This is a genomic window from Microbacterium sp. PI-1 (assembly GCF_004337555.1).
Lineage (GTDB): Bacteria > Actinomycetota > Actinomycetes > Actinomycetales > Microbacteriaceae > Microbacterium > Microbacterium aurugineum.
The window spans coordinates 25,626-42,557 of sequence record NZ_SJYZ01000012.1; the positions used below are offsets into that span (position 1 = coordinate 25,626).

Sequence of the window (16,932 nt, forward strand, 5' to 3'; positions counted from 1 at the left end):
CCACGGGCCGCGGGATGGTCCTGCCGCCTCGCCCCCCAACGACAGCTGAGCAGCAGGATCCGATCGTGTGCGATCGACCTCACCTTGGCAGAGCGTCGAGCCCGGTGTCAGACTTCTTGAGGATTTCTTGAGCCGTCAGCCGCGGAAGTCCCGGTAGTAGTCGATCGCGCCGGGATGCAGCGGGACAGGGGCGGTGAAGATCGCCGAGCGACGGTCCAGCAACGCGGCCGTGGGCACCTCCGCTGCGAGACGCAGGCGTGCTTCGAACAGCCCTGCGAGGATGTCCCTCGCGACGGCGTCCGGGGTGGCGGACGCCGTGACGAGATAGTTCGGCACCGCCATGGTCGGCGCGGAGGCGACGAGTCCGTAAGTCCCCGCCGGCACTTCCGCGGGTCGGTACGCGTGCGAGTATCGGTCGTTCACCTCGTTCACCCACTCCTGCTCGATCGCGAGCAACCTGACGGAGGAGGTCTCAGCGAGTTCCGCCACGCCGGGTGTAGGCAATCCGCCGACCCAGAAGAAGCCGTCGATCTCTCCCCGCCCCATCGCGTCGATGGACTCGCTGAGATCGAGTTGCGGGTTCCGGATCGCGGCGATGTCGACGCCGGCCGCATCCAGCACGCGTCCGGCGATCACCGTCACCCCGGAGTTCTCCGCCCCGAGGGAGATCGTCCGACCCGCCAGGTCGCCGATGTCATCGATCTCCGAGTCCCCGCGCACGACGATCTGCACGTACTCGTCGTACAGACGCGCGAGAGCGCGCACCGGGAGCGGGTCATCGAACGCGCCCGTTCCCGCCACGGCATCCGCGGCCGCGTCGCCCTGGGCGAACCCGATCACGGCCTCTCCGGAGCTCACGCGCAACAGGTTGTCGACGGATCCGGCCGTCTCGTCAGCCGACATCGCGATGTCCAGCGAGCCCGACAGCTCCTCGGCGAGATGACTGCCGTAGTCGTAATAGACGCCGGTGGACCCGCCGGCGGCGATCACGTACTCCCCGTCGGTCCATTCGTTCGCGCGCTGACTGCACGCGGCCAACGCTCCCACCAGGAGGAACGAGAGGAGGCCGGCGGTGAGTCGCCGCAGCACCGGCGCGGTCATGGCCTCGTCCTGTCGTGGAGCAGCAGCGAGACGAGGAGACCGCCGCTCTCGGCCGACGAGACCGTCAGTTCCCCGCCCACGGTCTCGAGCAGGTCGCTTGCGATCGCGAGCCCGAGACCGGAACCGGGCGTGTCCTGAGTGTCGGCGTTCCGCCAGAACCGGTCCGTCGCCGCGGCCGCCTGCTCCGGCGTCAGCCCGGGCCCGTGATCGCGGACCGTGACCCGGCAGACGTCACCCGAGCGCTCCGCACCGATCTCGATCCCTGAGCCTTCCGGCGAGTACTTCACGGCGTTGTCGATGACGGCATCCAACGCGCTCTCCACGATCGTCCGGTCGGTGACGCTCATGACGGACGACTCCCCTGACGTCTGCAACGAGATCCCCCGCTGTCCTGCCACGTCCCGCCAGGCGTCGAGACGACGGGCTGCCAGCGTCGCGAGGTCGACCGCGGAGATGGTCGAATCGGTGCGTCCGCCGCGAGCGAGGCCGAGCAGCGTCTCCAGGATCCGCGTCATCCGGCGTCCCTCCTCCCGCGTCTCCTCGACGTCGTCGTCCCACTCGCGTCCGAGTCCGGTCGCCAGGTGCTCGACGCGCAGGAGAAGAGCGTTGAGGGGGTTGCGCAGTTCGTGCGAGGCGTTGAGCGCGAACTCCTGCTGCCGGGTCATCACCCGCTCGATCTGGTCAGCCATCCCGTTGAACACCCTGGCCATGCGACGCAGCTCCGGTGGACCGGCATCCTCCGCGACACGCGCATCCATCTCGCCGCGCTCGATCGCCGCCATCGCCTCGTCGAGCCGCCCGACCGGCGAGAGGACCCACCGGGCGAGTCGGAACACCAACAGCACTCCAAGGGCGATCAGCACCAGCGCGATGGCGGAGATGAGCAGAAGCTGTTGCAGGATCGCCGCGCGCGGCGCGTCGGCGTCACCGGCGACAAGCACCGCCCCGATCACATCCCCGTCGTCGAAGACCGGCTCGGCGAGGGCGGCATCGGCGACCGTCCACGGGTACACCGCCGCGGGCTGCTCCGCGCGCCGGCCGGACAGCGCCAGTCTGACTCGTTCCGCGTCTTCCTCCGCGAGCACCCCTGGGCTGTCGTCGCCCGCCGCCCAGATACTCCCACCCAGGTCGAACACCGTGACCTCGATCCCGTAGACCTCCCGGAACCTCGCCGCCTCCGCCTCGATCACCGCGGCGCTGCCGGAGCGGAGGGCCTGCCGGGCGCTCGTGACGAAGTAGCCGAGATCACCGAGCTGCTGCGTGTAGAAGGCCTGCTGGACGCTGCGCGCAGCGCTCCAGCCCGCGGCGCCTCCCAGCGCGACCAGGATCGCCACGAGGGGCACGAGGAAGACGATGACCAGACGCCGGCGCATGGCTCAGGAGCCCGCCAGCCGGTAGCCGACTCCGCGGACCGTCTCGATGAGACCCCGGGCCCCGCTCTTCTTCCGGATCGCCCCGACGTGCACTTCGAGCGAGTGGCCGAAACCCCGCCAGTCCGTGTTCCACACCTCGCGGATCAGACGCTCCTTCGGCACGGCGACGCCCGGATACCGCGCGAGCACGGCGATGATGTCGAACTCCTTGCGCGTCAGGTCGATCGGCACCCCGTCGACCGACAGTTGACGTGCCACGAGATCGATCTGCAGCTCACCGCCGTGCAGCAGGACCCGCGCGTCGGACTCCGGGCGTATCGGACGCGATCGTCGGGTCACGGCCTCGATCCGGGCGAGGAGCTCATGCACGTCATACGGCTTCACCACGAAGTCGTCCGCGCCCGCACGCAGTCCCTTGATGCGCTCGGCGACCTGATTGCGCGCCGTCACGATCACGATCGGCACCTCCGACCGCCCGCGGATGCGGCGACACAGATCGATGCCGTCGACGTCGGGAAGCCCCAGATCGAGGAGGACGACCTCGGTGTCCGCACCGAGGAGTTCCAGCGCTGCCGCGCCGTCCGCGGCACGAACCGTGGCGTAGCCCGAGCGGGCGAGGAACGCTTCGAGCGCGCCGGCGACCCGGTCGTCGTCTTCGACGATCAGAATCCTCATCGACTCGGCTTCCCGCTTCCTTCGTGTGCTTCGCTCAGCCGGCGGAGTCCGCCCGCTGAGCGAAGGCGCTCTCGTAGAGGCACACACTGGCGGCGGTCGCCAGGTTGAGAGACTCGGCGCGACCGAAGATCGGCAGCTTCAGCACCCGATCGGCGAGCGCGAGGGCGTCGTCTTCGAGACCACGGGCCTCGTTGCCGAAGAGCCAGCCGGTCGGCTCGGCGAGAGTGCCCTCCGCTCGGGCTTCGAGCAGATCGTCACCCTTCACGTCTGCCGCGAGGATGCGGAGACCTGCCGCGTGCGCACGGCGGACCACGTCGGCGAGATCACCCCCGACCGACACGGGGAGGTGGAACAGCGAACCGGTCGTGGCACGGACGACCTTCGGGTTGTACGGGTCGACGGTTCGCCCCGTCAGCACGACCGCATCGGCACCCGCGGCGTCGGCCGCGCGGATGATCGTGCCCAGATTCCCGGGATCGCGGACCTCTTCGCAGATCGCCACGAGTCGCGGAGAGGCCTCGAAGATGTCACGCACCGATGTCGGCGTCTGGTGGACGACCGCGACCAGCCCCTGCGGAGTCACTGTGTCGGCCATCGCGTTGAGCACGTACTCGGTCACATACTCGACGTCGATGTCGGCGTCGGCAGCCTTCCCGCGGATGTCGGGGTGCTTCTCCCAGCCGCTCGGTGTCGCGAACAGCTCGACGATCGCCTCCGGACGGTAGGTGAGCGCCTCACGAACGGACTGCGGCCCCTCGAGGAGGAACAGGCCGGTCTCGGTGCGCGCGCTGCGCTTGGTCAGCTTGGCGACGGCACGGACTCGGGGCGAACGCGGGTTCTCCAGCACGATCACAGTCTAGGGAACGCACAGCCGGTTCCCGCACCATCCACGCAAGGGCCGCCCTCCCCCGAGAAACGCCACAGGGCGCCCTCCCGAAGGAGAGCGCCCTGTGTGAAGAGGTGCTTATGCAGCCGACTTCGGCGCGTTGACGTCGGAGGGCAGAGCCTTCTTCGCCGTCTCGACGAGCGTCGTGAACGTCGCCGCGTCGTTGATCGCGAGGTCGGCGAGCATACGACGGTCAACCGTGACACCCGCGAGGCCGAGGCCCTGGATGAAGCGGTTGTAGGTCATGCCGTTCTGGCGAGCCGCAGCGTTGATGCGCTGGATCCACAGGCGACGGAAGTCGCCCTTGCGCTTGCGACGGTCCCGGTACGAGTAGACCAGGGAGTGGATGACCTGCTCCTTGGCCTTCCGGTAGAGGCGCGAACGCTGACCGCGGTAACCGGAGGCGCGCTCGAGGATGACCCGGCGCTTCTTGTGGGCGTTTACTGCCCGCTTGACTCTTGCCATTTTCCTGTGTTCCTATTCGTGCGTTCGGACGCGTCAGCGGCCGAGAAGCTTCTTCGCGACCTTGGTGTCAGCCTTCGACAGCACCTGGTCCTGGTTCAGACGACGGGTGCGACGGCTCGACTTGTGCTCGAGGTTGTGGCGCATCCCGGCCTGCTGCTTCTTCAGCTTTCCGCTACCGGTGATCTTGAAGCGCTTCTTAGCACCCGAGTGGGTCTTCTGCTTCGGCATCTTCTCTTCCTTCGTATGGCGCCTTCTCAGGCGACGGTGTCAACCCGCGGTGCGGGAGTTCTGGGGGCGGGAGCTACTCCGCCGGAGCTGCGGCCGGGGCGTCGGCCTTCGCGTCGCGAGCAGCCTGCTTCTTGTCGGCGCGCTGAGCATCGCGGACGGCGTTCTGCTCCTGCTTGGCCTCCGACTTGCTCTTGAGCGGCGCGACGACCATGACCATGTTGCGACCGTCGATGGTCGGGTTCGACTCGACGGTGCCGAACTCGGCCACGTCTTCGGCGAACTTGCGCAGCAGACGCACACCCTGCTCGGGACGCGACTGCTCGCGACCGCGGAACAGGATCATGGCCTTGACCTTGTCGCCCGCCTTGAGGAAGCCCTCGGCGCGCTTGAGCTTGGTCGTGTAGTCGTGAGCCTCGATCTTCAGACGGAAGCGGACTTCCTTGAGGATCGTGTTCGCCTGGTTGCGGCGAGCTTCCTTTTCCTTCTGGGCGGCCTCGTACTTGAACTTGCCGTAGTCCATGATCTTGACGACGGGCGGCTTCGAGTTCGGGGCGACCTCGACGAGGTCGAGATCGGCTTCCTGTGCGAGGCGCAGCGCGGCCTCGATACGGACGACGCCGATCTGCTCACCCGCGGGGCCGACGAGGCGGACCTCGGGGACGCGGATGCGCTCATTGGTACGGGGATCGCTGATGCGGAACTCCTTAGACGATGTGATTCGGCCACCGTGACGCTCTCTGCATCACGGGCGAAATCGGAATCGTCCCCGCCCACCGGCATTCAGACGCCGGCTCCGCACCCTGTCTACCGGGTCCGTCTTTGCGAACGGAGCCGGTGGAGTGCAAGACCCGGTAGCCTTGAACGGCAAGCGCGGGTGGGAAGTGAATCCTCTTTCGATCCGGAGCATGACGCTCCGGAGCCCGCCAAAGTCTAACAGAAAGCAAGGCGAAGTGACGAACCAGGCATCGGACGAGGCTGCACGCGAGCGCGAAGAGCGCTGGGCACGTCAGGAGGAGGCCGCGTCGTCGGCCACCCGAGACATCGCCGACGTCCCCGCTGTCGAGGTGATCACCACCGCGGCCGTGCACCTCATGAGCGCGGCTGCCGTCAAACTCGGCCTCGCCGACGACCCGGACGCGGCAGCCCAGCTCGACCTCGATGAGGCGCGCAAGCTCATCAACGCCCTCGCCGGACTCATCACCGCCGGCGCCCCCGAGATCAGCGACATGCACGCACGCTCGCTGCGCGACGGTCTCCGCTCGCTTCAGCTCGCCTTCCGCGAGGCCTCCTCCATCCCGGACCCGATCGGCAAGGGACCCGGCGAGAAGTGGACCGGTCCGGTCAACTGACAGCCGGAACGCGAGCGAGACGCGACGCTCAGGCGCTGCGGCGGAGCTTCACGGTCAGTGAGTCGGCGAGCACGGCGATGCGGTCATCGGACGCCCAGCGCTGGGCGAGGCGGGCGAGAACAGCATCGAGCACCTCGCGCTCCAGCCCATCGACCAGTTCGAGGATCACGACCAGCTCCGGTCCACGCAGGCGCGCGTCGGGGTCGCCGGCAGCGACGGCCACATCGATCACCGCCAGCTCGTGCGCGACGCTCTCCTGCAGCGCGGAGACCACCTCGGTCGAGAGGAAGCTCGGCACCCACGGGTGCCCCTGAGCGATCGCCCAGACGGCGGGGCGTCGGATGACGAACTCGGTCTCGGAGGTCGGGTCGAGCACGATCAGATCGGTGTCTTCAGCGGAAGCCGCCAAGGCGGCACGGAGCGCCTCGACCGGGATCGGTCGCGCCGTGGCATCCCACGCCTGCATCGTCTCGACGGACGAGAACACCGGCTGCACGCGACGCCCGTCGGGAGCGGCGACCGTGACGATCGAGAGCTCCTGCGTCTTGTCGACCGGCAGGCCGTTGGGCGCGACGCCTTCCTCCCCCTTCTCGGCGATGAGCGGGATCAGCACGCGCGCGGAACGGAATGCGTCGACGACCTCGACCTGACTCCCCTCCCCCGCGCGGAAGCGGAGCAGAGCGGCCAGCAGAGCGGGGTCCGCGGAGCCGTCGTCCGCCGCGTGCGGGTTCGACTCGAAGCTGCGCCCCTCCCAGGGGACACCGGCGGAGTCGCCGTGGTTGTGCGACTCGGGCCCGCAGGAGTGCGCGTCAGTCTCCTGCGACATCCAGGGCCTCAGCCAGTGTGAAGGCGCCGGCGTAGAGTGCCTTGCCGACGATCGCACCCTCGACGCCCAGCGGCACGAGCGCACGGAGCGCGGCGATGTCATCGAGGTTCGAGATGCCTCCGGATGCGACGACCGGCTTCGGCGTGCGGGCGGTGACCTCGCGCAGCAGTTCGAGGTTCGGACCGCGAAGCGTGCCGTCCTTCGTCACGTCCGTGACCACGTAGCGGCTGCAGCCGGCGTCTTCGAGACGACCGAGGACCTCCCAGAGGTCTCCGCCCTCCTTGGTCCATCCGCGGGCGGCGAGCGTCGTGCCGCGCACGTCGAGGCCGACCGCGATCGCCTCGCCGTAGCGGCCGATCACGTCGGCGGCCCACTCGGGGTTCTCGAGCGCGGCGGTGCCCAGGTTGATCCTGGCGGCCCCGCTCTCGAGAGCCGCTTCCAGGGTCGCATCGTCACGGATGCCGCCGGACAGCTCGATGTCCACACCCTTGAACTGCTTGATGACCTTGCGCAGGATCGGCGCGTTGCTCCCCCGACCGAACGCCGCATCGAGGTCGACGAGGTGGATCCACTTGGCGCCCTGCGCCGCCCACTCACCCGCCGCGTCCAACGGGTCGCCGTAGCTGGTCTCGGTCCCGGCCTCCCCCTGGGTCAGCCGGACGGCCTTGCCACCGGCGACATCGACTGCGGGAAGGAGCGTGAGCGAGGGAGACTGCGCGAAGTCGTTCATGGATTCCTTGGTTCGGGAAGCTCTGCGGCCCGGAGCGGGCACGAGAACCGAGGGTAGTCCGCCCGAGGGCGGGTGACAAAACGGATGACGTCCACAGGAGGAGTCAGAGGCTGCCGATCCAATTGCGCAGCAGTTGGATGCCCGCCTCGCCCGACTTCTCCGGGTGGAACTGCGTGGCCGAGAGCGGGCCGTTCTCGACGGCGGCGAGGAACGGATCGCCGTACGTCGTCCAGGTGAGGACCGGCTGCGGGAAGGGCGGGATCACATCGAGCTCCCACGCCTGTGCGGCGTAGGAATGCACGAAGTAGAACCGCTCCTTCTCGAGTCCGCGGAACAGGACGCTGTCCGCGCCGGGCTCGACCGTGTTCCACCCCATGTGCGGGAGCACGGGAGCGTTCAGTTCGGTGACCGCCCCCGGCCATTCGCCGAGCCCCGCGGTGTCGTGTCCGCGCTCGACACCGTGCTCGAACAGCACCTGCATGCCGACGCAGATCCCGAGCACCGGCCGCCCCCCGGCCAACCGCCGGTCGATGATCTCGTCGCCGCCGTGGGTGCGCAGTGCCTCTCGGACGGCCTGGAACGCACCGACGCCGGGGACGAGCAGTCCGTCGGCCTCGAGAGCCGTCTGACGGTCGCGGGTCAGCACCGCATCCGCGCCGGCCTCGGCCAGTGCCTTCACCGCGGAGTGGACGTTGCCGGAGTCGTAATCGAAGACGGCGACGCGGGGCGCGCTGCTCACAGCGCACCCTTGGTCGACGGGATGCCGTCGACCAGCGGGTCAAGAGCCTTGGCCTGGCGGAAGGCGCGTGCGAAGGCCTTGTACTCGGCCTCGGCGATGTGGTGCGGGTCGCGCCCGCCGAGGACGCGCACGTGCACCGTGAGTGCGGCGTTGAAGGTGATGGCCTCGAATGAGTGGCGCACGAGAGACCCGGTGAAGTGTCCACCGATCAGGTGGTGCTCGAACCCGGCCGGCTCGCCGGTGTGCACGAGGTACGGACGCCCGGAGATGTCGACGACCGCCTGCGCGAGGGCTTCATCGAGGGGCACGAGCGCATCGCCGTACCGCGAGATGCCCGACTTGTCGCCGAGCGCTTCGAGGATCGCCTGTCCGAGCACGATCGACACGTCTTCGACGGTGTGGTGCGCGTCGATGTCCGTGTCGCCCGAGGCCCGCACCGTCAGGTCGGTGAGCGAGTGCTTCGCGAAGGCGGTGAGCATGTGGTCGAAGAACGGCACCGAAGTGTCGATACGGCTCGCACCGGTCCCGTCGAGGTTCAGTTCGAGCTCGACGGTGGACTCCGACGTGCTGCGCACACGGCTGGCGGTGCGCGGGGTCAGTGCGGGGCTGCTCATGATGCCGATCCTATCGAGGCCAAGGCGTCGAGGAATGCGGTGGTCTCGGACTCGGTTCCTGCGCTCACCCGGAGGTGCCCGGGGATGCCGACGTCACGCACCAGCACACCACGGTCGTAAAGCTGCTGCCAGGTCGCGCGCGGGTCGGCGACTCCTCCGAACAGGACGAAGTTCGACCACGTCTCGTGCGGCGTGTAGCCGAGGGCCTCCAGGGTCGCGGTGATCCTGTCGCGCTGCTCGACGATCTCCTCGACCATGCCGAGCATCACATCGGCGTTGCGCAGCGCAGCGACGGCGGCGGCCTGTGTGAGCGCGCTGAGGTGATACGGCAGTCGGACCAGGCGGAGGGCGTCGATGAAAGCAGGATCGGCCGCGAGATAGCCCACCCGCGCGCCCGCGAACGCGAATGCCTTGCTCATGGTGCGGGAGATCGCGAGCCGAGGCCGCCCTTCGAGGAGCGTGAGCGCGGAGAGCGCGTCGTGCGGAGCGAACTCCTGGTACGCCTCGTCGACGATGACGACGCCGCGCGCAGCATCGTAGACGGCTTCGACGACATCGAGACCGAGAGGCGTCCCGGTCGGATTGTTCGGCGAGCAGAGGATGACCACATCGGGGTCAGCGGCGCGTACCTGCGCGGCCGCATCCTCGGGCGTGATCGAGTAGTCGGGCTCCCGGGTGCCGGCAATCCACCGTGCCCCCGTTCCCTGCGCGATGAGCGGATACATCGAGTACGTGGGCGCGAACCCGAAGGCGGTGCGCCCGGGTCCTCCAAACGCCTGCAGGATGTGCTGCAGCACCTCGTTGGATCCGTTGCCCGCCCAGATCTGGTCGGCGGTGAGCCCATGACCGAGGTAATCCGCGAACGCCTCGCGAAGCGTCGTGAACTCCCGGTCCGGATACCGGTTCACGTCGCGGATCGCCACCGCGATGTCGTCGAGGATGTCACTCGCGACCGCCTCCGGGATCGGATGAGTGTTCTCGTTGACATTGAGAGCGACCGGGAGAGGGGCCTGCGGGGCACCGTACGGCTTCAGCCCGCGAAGGTCGTCACGGAGTGGCAGATCGTGGAGGGAGAGCGTCACCCTTCCCATGCTAGGCCGCTGGTCGGGCGGATGACGCACATCCCGGTGAGGGCTCAGTCCACGTACTGCGCCGGGATCGCGAGCTCCTGACCGATCTGGAGCTCGCCACCACGGAGCACGTTCATCCGGCTGATCTCTCCGATGACGACACGCGGGTCGGCGTTCGGCGCGACCGAGGTGGCGATCGACCACAGGGTGTCCCCGGGCAGGACCGTCAGCGTCTCGACACTCGCGGCGGGAGCATCGGCACCGGAGGCGATGGCGCTGCCACCGCTGAGCGCCGCGAAAGCGATTCCGATGGCCAGCGGCACGGAGGCGAGAGCCAGCAGCACACCGCGACCCCGTGCCGTCAGCCGCAGTCGCGTGTGGGGGCGTGCGGGTGCCGGGAAGATCGTTACGGTGCTGACGCTGATGCTGCTCATGTCGTGCTCCTTAGCCTGTCTCGGGGCGATGGCCCGGAGGAAGTTGGCGTAGCGTTCGCATTCCCGTCTCGGCCGGGAGCCGTTAATGCGAAGCTACGTTCCGAAGATATCTTCGAGTTCGAACATCTGTCAAGTGTTCTTCGAAACCGGAAACGCGATTCGCCCGACACGCTCGAACAGATCTTCCAGATCGGACTGTTTCTCGGATACGGTTTCGATGAGAACACCACACCACGGGCCTCCGACATTCGAAGAGCGACGTCGGATCACGCACTTAAGGAGCACCATGAGCGAGTACTCAGCCCCCGAGTCGGAGGCACCGCGGACCCGCCGTCGCAAGAGCCTGAGCCCGAAGCAGATGGCGATCCTCGAGGTCATCCAGAATTCGATCGCCCACCACGGGTACCCGCCGAGCATGCGGGAGATCGGTGACGCCGTCGGCCTCAAGTCGCTCTCGAGCGTGACGCACCAGCTCGGACAGCTCGAGCTCAGCGGCTACCTGCGCCGCGACCCCGGGAAGACGCGCGCGATGGAGGTCCTGATCGATCTGCCCGGTGCGAGCGGCGAGAACCCTGCCGATGTCGCGACCCCCGTGGGCGATGCCGCGCTCGTACCCCTGGTCGGGCGCATCGCCGCGGGTGTGCCGATCACGGCGGACCAGCAGGTGGAGGAGATCTTCCCCCTGCCACGCCAGCTGGTCGGCAAGGGCGACCTGTTCATGCTCAAGGTCTCCGGCGAGTCGATGATCGACGCCGCGATCTGCGATGGCGACTGGGTGGTCGTCCGCTCCCAGAACAATGCGGAGAACGGCGAGATCGTGGCCGCGATGCTCGACGGGGAGGCCACCGTCAAGGTCCTGCGCCGTCGCGACGGGCACACCTGGCTCCTGCCCCGCAACTCGTCTTTCGAGCCGATCCTCGGTGATGAGGCCGTCGTGCTCGGCAAGGTCGTGGCCGTGCTCCGGGCGGTCTGACGCGCTCCGCTGACCGTCGAGGCCCCTTCTGACCGTCGAGGCCCCTCCCAGATACGTTTCTGAGAGGGGGCCTCGACGCTGCGGGGGGGGTGTCGACCCGGCGCGGGGGTGTCGACCCGGGGTGAGCTATGCCCGGACGCTCACGTCCTCACGCACCCGGCGCGTCGCCTCGACGATGTTGCGCAGCGAGGCGGTCGTCTCCTCGTAGCCGCGGGTCTTCAGGCCGCAGTCCGGGTTCACCCAGAGCTGACGTGTCGGGATCTCCTCCACCGCGCGACGCAGTAGCGACTCGACCTCCTCGACCGTCGGCACGCGCGGCGAATGGATGTCGTAGACGCCCGGACCGATGCCGTGGTCGAACCCGACCTCGGCGATGTCGGCGACGACCTCCATGCGACTGCGCGCCGCCTCGATCGAGGTCACGTCGGCATCGAGCGCCCGGATCGCATCGATCACGACACCGAACTCGGAGTAACAGAGGTGCGTGTGCACCTGGGTACCGGCAGCGGCACCACCGGTCGCGAGTCGGAATGAGTCGACGGACCAGCGGAGGTACGCGGGCTGGTCCGCCTTCTTCAGCGGCAGGAGTTCACGCAGCGCGGGCTCGTCGACCTGGATGATCGCGATGCCGGCAGCCTCCAGGTCGGCGATCTCATCGCGCAGCGCCAGCGCGACCTGGTTCGCGGTCTCACCGAGCGGCTGGTCGTCACGCACGAACGACCAGGCGAGGATCGTCACGGGACCCGTGAGCATGCCCTTCAGGTGCTTGCTCGTCAACGACTGCGCGTAGGCGGACCATCCCACGGTGATCGGAGCCGGTCGCGAGACGTCGCCCCAGAGGATCGACGGTCGTGTGGCCCGGGATCCGTACGACTGGACCCAGCCGTGCTCGGTCACCGCGAAGCCATCGAGGTTCTCGGCGAAGTACTGCACCATGTCGTTGCGCTCGGGCTCCCCGTGGACCAGCACATCGAGCCCGAGGTCCTCCTGCAGAGAGACGACGCTGGCCACTTCGCGACGCAGGAAGTCGTCGTAGTCCTCGGCGGGGATCTCGCCACGGGTGAACCGGGCGCGCGCACGCCGGATGTCGCCGGTCTGCGGGAAGGAGCCGATCGTCGTCAACGGCAGCACGGGCAGGCCGAGCGCCTCCTGCGCGGTCTCACGCTCCTCGTACCCGACGCGGGAGAAGTCGGCCGTGCTGAGCGCACGATCGCGGACGGCACCGTCACGAACGCCTGGTGCAGCGAGACGATCCGCCAGCGCGGCGGACGACGCGTCGAGCTCGGCGGCGATCGACGCGCGGCCGACGCTGAGCCCCCGGGCCAGCACACCGACCTGCTGGACCTTCTGGTCGGCGAACGCCAACCACGAGACCAGGCGCTCGTCGAGCCGGGACTCGTCAGTCACGTCGTGGGGCACATGCAGCAGCGACGTCGACGTCGACGCGGACACGGCCGCGCCGAGCGCACGGAGAGCCTCGAGCCGGTCGAACGCGTGCGCGAGGTCGCCGCGCCAGATGTTGTGCCCGTCGACCACCCCGCCGACGAGGGTCTTGCCCTCGAGCCCTGCAGCCGGGGCGGGCACGCCGCCGCGCACGAGGTCCACAGCGATCGCCTCGATCGGCGCGGCCGCGAGCACCGGGAAGACCTCACCGAGGTCGGCGTACGGGGCGGCGACGAGGATGGCGGGGCGTTCCGGTGCGCGTCCGAGCACGTCCAGCGCTCGGGCGACAGCATCCGACAGCTGAGCGACGGATGCAGGGAGCGACTCGCTCACGAGCGCCGGCTCGTCGAGCTGCACCCACTCGGCTCCCGCGGCGCGAAGTCGCGCGAGCAGCTCCACGTAGACCGGGAGCAGGTCATCGAGGCGCGAGAGCGGGTCGAAGCCCTGCGGGGCGTCATCCGAGGCTTTCGCCAGCGCGAGGAGGGTGACGGGGCCCACGATGACCGGTCGCGTGACCAGTCCCGCCTCGGCAGCCTCGGAGACCTGCCGGACGAGGCGGTCGCTGGAGAGCGAGAACACCGTCTCCGGGCCGATCTCCGGCACCAGGTAGTGATAGTTGGAGTCGAACCACTTGGTCATCTCGAGCGGCGCACGCTCGCCCTCCCCGCGGGCGATCGTGAAGTAGGCGGGGAGTCCCACCGTGCCATCGGCACCGCGGAGGTCCTCGAAGCGTGTCGGGATGGCCCCGACGGTCACGGCGGCATCGAGCACCTGGTCGTAGTACGAGAAGGACTCGGGGATCGCGGAGTCCTTGCGTCCAAGCCCCAACTCGGCGAGGCGCTCGCGCGTCGATGCGCGCAGCTCACGGGTGGTCCGCTCGAGCTCCTCCTCGTCGATGCGGCCCGCCCAGAACGCCTCGACGGCCTTCTTGAGCTCACGGCGACGGCCGATCCGGGGATAGCCGAGGATGGTGCCCTCGGGGAATGCGGTCATGATCTTTCCTTTCGGCGGGGTCTAGTGACGCAGGGCCGGGAGGATCCCGGCTTCTGCGAGGACGGTGAGGACGGTCTCGTGTTGGTTGAAGGCGTAGAGGTGCACGCCCGGCGCTCCCCCGGCGACGACCTCGCGAGCGAGGCGTGCGGCCCACTCGATGCCGATCTCTCGACGACCCTCCGCGGTCGGCTCGACGTCGAGCCCGATGGCGAGCTCGCTCGGCAGGTCCTCCCCCGTGAGCTCGAGCACGCGTGTGAGCCGCGCCGGTGAGGTGATCGGCATGATGCCCGGCAGGATCGGGATCGTGACCCCGGCGCTGCGAGCCCGTTCGACGAACGCCAGGTAGTCGTCAGGGTGGAAGAAGAGCTGCGTGATCGCGAAGGTCGCCCCGGCGGCCTGCTTGGCGAGCAGCGCCTCCACATCCTGCGTGCGGTGCGTGGCCCGCGGATGGCCTTTCGGGAATGCGGCGACCGCGATGTTCACCTTGCGGCGGGGATCGACCCTCGCGGCACCGGGGAGTCCGGGGACGGGTGCCTCCTCGTAGGGGGCCCGTTCGGCCTGCACGCGGTCGATCAGCTGCACGAGCTGGGCCGCACTCTCCAGATCGCCGAGGTCGTCGTCGGTCTGCCCTGCGGGCGGGTCTCCGCGCAGGGCGAGGAAGCTGAGGATGCCGGCATCGAGGAACTCGCGGATCAGCGTCGCGGCGCCCGCGTAGCTGTTGCCGACGCAGGTCAGGTGCGCGAGTGGCTCGACGTCGGTCTGCGTGCGGATGAACCGGAGCACGTCGAGGGAGCGGCCACCGGTCGATCCGCCCGCCCCGTAGGTGACCGAGAGGAAGTCGGGCCCCGAGGCGGCGAGGCGTCGGACGGTGTCGTGCAGCGCTTCCTCGCTCGACGCCGAACGCGGTGGGTAGAGCTCGAAGGAGAACGGCACGCGAGGAGTGCCTGAGGTCTCGGTCTCGGAAGACATCTTCTCTCCTGGGGACAAGTCGGGCCGGGGGCCGCGCACGACACAGAGGACGTCGTTCGCGGGCGGGTGCCGGGCTCGGCTGTCGCTCCACGCTCCGGGGCGAACCGGGGCGTTTCCAGAAACCTAGATCACCCTGTCGGGTCGCCGCACGTGTGTGACGCCGTGTGTCATCGGCCCATAGGCTCGAAGCATGTCGTCCCCTTACGGTTCCTGGCCCTCGCCCTTCTCCGCCGCATCCGTGGCGGTCTCGTCCCCGCGCATCGACGGCGCCCGCTTCGTCGGCTCCGAGATCTGGTGGGGGGAATCCGTCCCGTCCGAGAAGGGACGCGTGACGGTGCGGAGTTCGTCCGGGGACGAGATCCTTCCCGCCCCCTGGAGCGCACGTTCGCGGGTGCACGAGTACGGGGGCGGCGCGTGGACCGCCGATCGCCAGGGCACGCTCTACTTCGTCGATGCGGATGATCAGCGAGTGCGTCGACTCGTCCCTGGCACCGAGCCTGTCCCCCTCACCCCGCAGGGCGCGGCGCACGGAGGCCTGCGGGTGCAGGCCGGGCGTCTGCTGGCCGTGCGTGAAGACCTGTCGACGACCCCGCACACCCGATCGATCATCGAGATCCCGGTCGACGGTTCGGCGGCGGACGACGCGAGCGCGATCCGGGTGATCCGGGAGAGTGAGGGCTTCGTCGCCCATCCGGCGCTCTCCTCCGACGGCGAGCGGATCGCCTGGGTCGAGTGGGACACCGGCCGGATGCCGTGGGAAGAGGCACATGTTCGGCTCATCGCTCTCCCCGCAGGCGACGTGCACACCGTGCCCTCGCGAGCGGCTCTGCAACCGGAGTGGCTCGGCGACGCGGAACTGGTGTTCGCCGATGACTCCGCCGGCCGATGGGGGCTGCACCGCGTCGCTCTCGACGGCGACGTCCCGGGCGCCGAGCCGCAGCCGCTCGCACCGGCGGATGCCGACACGGGCTACGGGCTCTGGGTGCTCGGCAACCGCTGGTACCAGCCGCTGAACGACGGGCGGATCGTGGCCGTGCGGACGAACGGCCGTGACCTGGTGGTCGTGATCGATGCGGATGGCGCCGCACGTCCGATCGATGTCCCCGGGGACGGACATGTGAGCGTGGACGACGCCGAGGGCACCCGGGTGCTGCTCTCCGGGAACGGCTCACACGTCACACCGGGCCTGTGGGTCGTCGACGTCGACTCCGGAGAGACCGTCACGGTGCGCGGCGGGGAGCCCGTGGACGCACGGTGGATGCCGCGCGCGGTGCCGATCGAGGTCGATGGTGCGCACGGCGAGGTGCACGCCTTCGCGTATCCTCCCGCGAACCCGGATGCGAGCGCACCCGACGACGAGCTCCCGCCGTACATCGTGCTCGTGCACGGGGGGCCGACCGCGCACGTCTCCGGCGCCTCCTCGACGGCGATCGCCTACTACACGAGCCGGGGCATCGGCGTGCTCGACGTGAACTACGGCGGATCCACGGGCTACGGCCGGGCCTACCGCGAGCGTCTGGACGGGCGATGGGGTGTCGTCGACGTCGATGACGTGATCTCCGCCGCTCGCGGGCTCGCGGACGCGGGACTCGCCGACCCCGCCCGCATCGCCATCCGCGGAGGGTCGGCCGGAGGGTGGACGGTCCTGTCGGCGCTGGTCCGTGGCGGGGCGTTCGCCGCGGGGATCAGCCGCTACGGCGTGGCGGATCTGCGGCTGCTGGCCGCGGAGACCCATGACTTCGAAGCGACGTACCTCGACGGACTCGTCGGCCCCCTCCCCGAGTACGAAGACGTGTACATCGAGCGTTCGCCGCTGACCCACGCCGACCGCATCGACGTTCCGGTGCTGCTCCTCCAGGGCGGCGAGGACCGCGTGGTCCCGCCGTCGCAGTCGGAGTCGATCCGCGATGCCCTGGCGGCGCGCGGCGTCGATCACGAGTACGTGCTGTACCCGAGCGAGGGCCACGGTTTCCGCAGTGCGGAGACGATCGTCGACTCCCTCGAACGCGAACTCGCGTTCCTCGGCCGGGTGTTCGGGTTCGAACCACGCCGCTGAGGGCGGGG

At 69.1% G+C, this 16,932-nt stretch carries 18 protein-coding genes; 3 read left to right on the forward strand and 15 right to left on the reverse strand.

Annotated features, from left to right (window positions below; genetic code table 11):
* Positions 1-135 precede the first annotated feature (135 nt).
* The 7 genes from E0W80_RS11440 to infC form a co-directional block, all read right to left on the reverse strand.
* Positions 136-1,101, reverse strand: coding sequence for a TAXI family TRAP transporter solute-binding subunit (locus tag E0W80_RS11440; RefSeq protein ID WP_240740514.1), 966 nt, complete (start codon positions 1,099-1,101; stop codon positions 136-138).
* Positions 1,098-2,474, reverse strand: a complete 1,377-nt coding sequence (locus E0W80_RS11445) for a HAMP domain-containing sensor histidine kinase (protein ID WP_131492620.1) — start codon at positions 2,472-2,474, stop codon at positions 1,098-1,100. The genes E0W80_RS11440 and E0W80_RS11445 overlap by 4 nt, the downstream gene beginning before the upstream one ends.
* Before the next feature lie 3 nt (positions 2,475-2,477).
* On the reverse strand, positions 2,478-3,149 hold the full coding sequence (locus E0W80_RS11450) for a response regulator transcription factor (RefSeq protein ID WP_047524331.1): 672 nt from the start codon (positions 3,147-3,149) through the stop codon (positions 2,478-2,480).
* Between the two features lie 34 nt (positions 3,150-3,183).
* Positions 3,184-3,996, reverse strand: a complete 813-nt coding sequence (locus tag E0W80_RS11455; RefSeq protein WP_047524360.1) for an RNA methyltransferase — start codon at positions 3,994-3,996, stop codon at positions 3,184-3,186.
* Positions 3,997-4,113: 117 nt separating this feature from the next.
* A complete protein-coding gene (gene rplT / locus E0W80_RS11460; RefSeq protein WP_047524330.1) occupies positions 4,114-4,500 on the reverse strand; it encodes a 50S ribosomal protein L20 in 387 nt (128 codons plus the stop codon).
* Positions 4,501-4,533: 33 nt separating this feature from the next.
* Positions 4,534-4,728 (reverse strand): 50S ribosomal protein L35, encoded by a 195-nt coding sequence (rpmI, locus tag E0W80_RS11465; RefSeq protein ID WP_017828564.1) that lies wholly within the window; start codon positions 4,726-4,728, stop codon positions 4,534-4,536.
* A gap of 73 nt (positions 4,729-4,801) precedes the next feature.
* Complete coding sequence (gene infC / locus E0W80_RS11470) at positions 4,802-5,446, reverse strand: translation initiation factor IF-3 (protein ID WP_081997100.1); 645 nt, start codon at positions 5,444-5,446, stop codon at positions 4,802-4,804.
* 232 nt (positions 5,447-5,678) lie between these two features.
* Here infC and E0W80_RS11475 point away from each other — a divergent pair, with 232 nt between their 5' ends.
* On the forward strand, positions 5,679-6,077 hold the full coding sequence (locus tag E0W80_RS11475) for a DUF1844 domain-containing protein (RefSeq protein WP_047524328.1): 399 nt from the start codon (positions 5,679-5,681) through the stop codon (positions 6,075-6,077).
* A 28-nt stretch (positions 6,078-6,105) separates the two neighbouring features.
* Here the strand turns inward: E0W80_RS11475 and E0W80_RS11480 are convergent, their stop codons facing one another.
* From E0W80_RS11480 to E0W80_RS11505, 6 genes are all read right to left on the reverse strand, one after another.
* Complete coding sequence (locus E0W80_RS11480) at positions 6,106-6,903, reverse strand: SseB family protein (RefSeq protein ID WP_131492624.1); 798 nt, start codon at positions 6,901-6,903, stop codon at positions 6,106-6,108.
* Positions 6,887-7,633 carry a bifunctional 1-(5-phosphoribosyl)-5-((5-phosphoribosylamino)methylideneamino)imidazole-4-carboxamide isomerase/phosphoribosylanthranilate isomerase PriA gene (gene priA, locus E0W80_RS11485; RefSeq protein WP_047524326.1) on the reverse strand — a complete coding sequence of 249 codons (747 nt, stop codon included), beginning with the start codon at positions 7,631-7,633 and terminating at the stop codon, positions 6,887-6,889. Before priA ends, E0W80_RS11480 begins: the two co-directional genes overlap by 17 nt.
* A 103-nt stretch (positions 7,634-7,736) precedes the next feature.
* A complete protein-coding gene (gene hisH, locus E0W80_RS11490; RefSeq protein WP_131492626.1) occupies positions 7,737-8,372 on the reverse strand; it encodes an imidazole glycerol phosphate synthase subunit HisH in 636 nt (211 codons plus the stop codon).
* Positions 8,369-8,986 carry an imidazoleglycerol-phosphate dehydratase HisB gene (gene hisB / locus E0W80_RS11495; protein WP_047524324.1) on the reverse strand — a complete coding sequence of 206 codons (618 nt, stop codon included), beginning with the start codon at positions 8,984-8,986 and terminating at the stop codon, positions 8,369-8,371. Before hisB ends, hisH begins: the two co-directional genes overlap by 4 nt.
* The gene (locus tag E0W80_RS11500) at positions 8,983-10,068 is read right to left on the reverse strand and encodes a histidinol-phosphate transaminase (RefSeq protein WP_047524323.1); all 1,086 of its coding nucleotides are present in this window, start codon (positions 10,066-10,068) and stop codon (positions 8,983-8,985) included. The genes hisB and E0W80_RS11500 overlap by 4 nt, the downstream gene beginning before the upstream one ends.
* 53 nt (positions 10,069-10,121) lie before the next feature.
* Positions 10,122-10,490, reverse strand: a complete 369-nt coding sequence (locus E0W80_RS11505; protein WP_131492628.1) for a LysM peptidoglycan-binding domain-containing protein — start codon at positions 10,488-10,490, stop codon at positions 10,122-10,124.
* Positions 10,491-10,776: 286 nt separating this feature from the next.
* On the opposite strand from E0W80_RS11505, the gene lexA reads away from it, so the two are divergent.
* Positions 10,777-11,463, forward strand: coding sequence for a transcriptional repressor LexA (gene lexA, locus E0W80_RS11510; RefSeq protein ID WP_047524321.1), 687 nt, complete (start codon positions 10,777-10,779; stop codon positions 11,461-11,463).
* A 126-nt stretch (positions 11,464-11,589) separates the two neighbouring features.
* Here lexA and metE read toward each other — a convergent pair whose 3' ends face one another.
* Positions 11,590-13,899, reverse strand: coding sequence for a 5-methyltetrahydropteroyltriglutamate--homocysteine S-methyltransferase (metE, locus tag E0W80_RS11515; RefSeq protein ID WP_131492630.1), 2,310 nt, complete (start codon positions 13,897-13,899; stop codon positions 11,590-11,592).
* A gap of 21 nt (positions 13,900-13,920) precedes the next feature.
* The gene (locus tag E0W80_RS11520; protein WP_131492631.1) at positions 13,921-14,868 is read right to left on the reverse strand and encodes a methylenetetrahydrofolate reductase; all 948 of its coding nucleotides are present in this window, start codon (positions 14,866-14,868) and stop codon (positions 13,921-13,923) included.
* A gap of 190 nt (positions 14,869-15,058) precedes the next feature.
* Here E0W80_RS11520 and E0W80_RS11525 point away from each other — a divergent pair, with 190 nt between their 5' ends.
* Positions 15,059-16,924 (forward strand): prolyl oligopeptidase family serine peptidase, encoded by a 1,866-nt coding sequence (locus tag E0W80_RS11525; RefSeq protein ID WP_131492633.1) that lies wholly within the window; start codon positions 15,059-15,061, stop codon positions 16,922-16,924.
* Positions 16,925-16,932 lie beyond the last annotated feature (8 nt).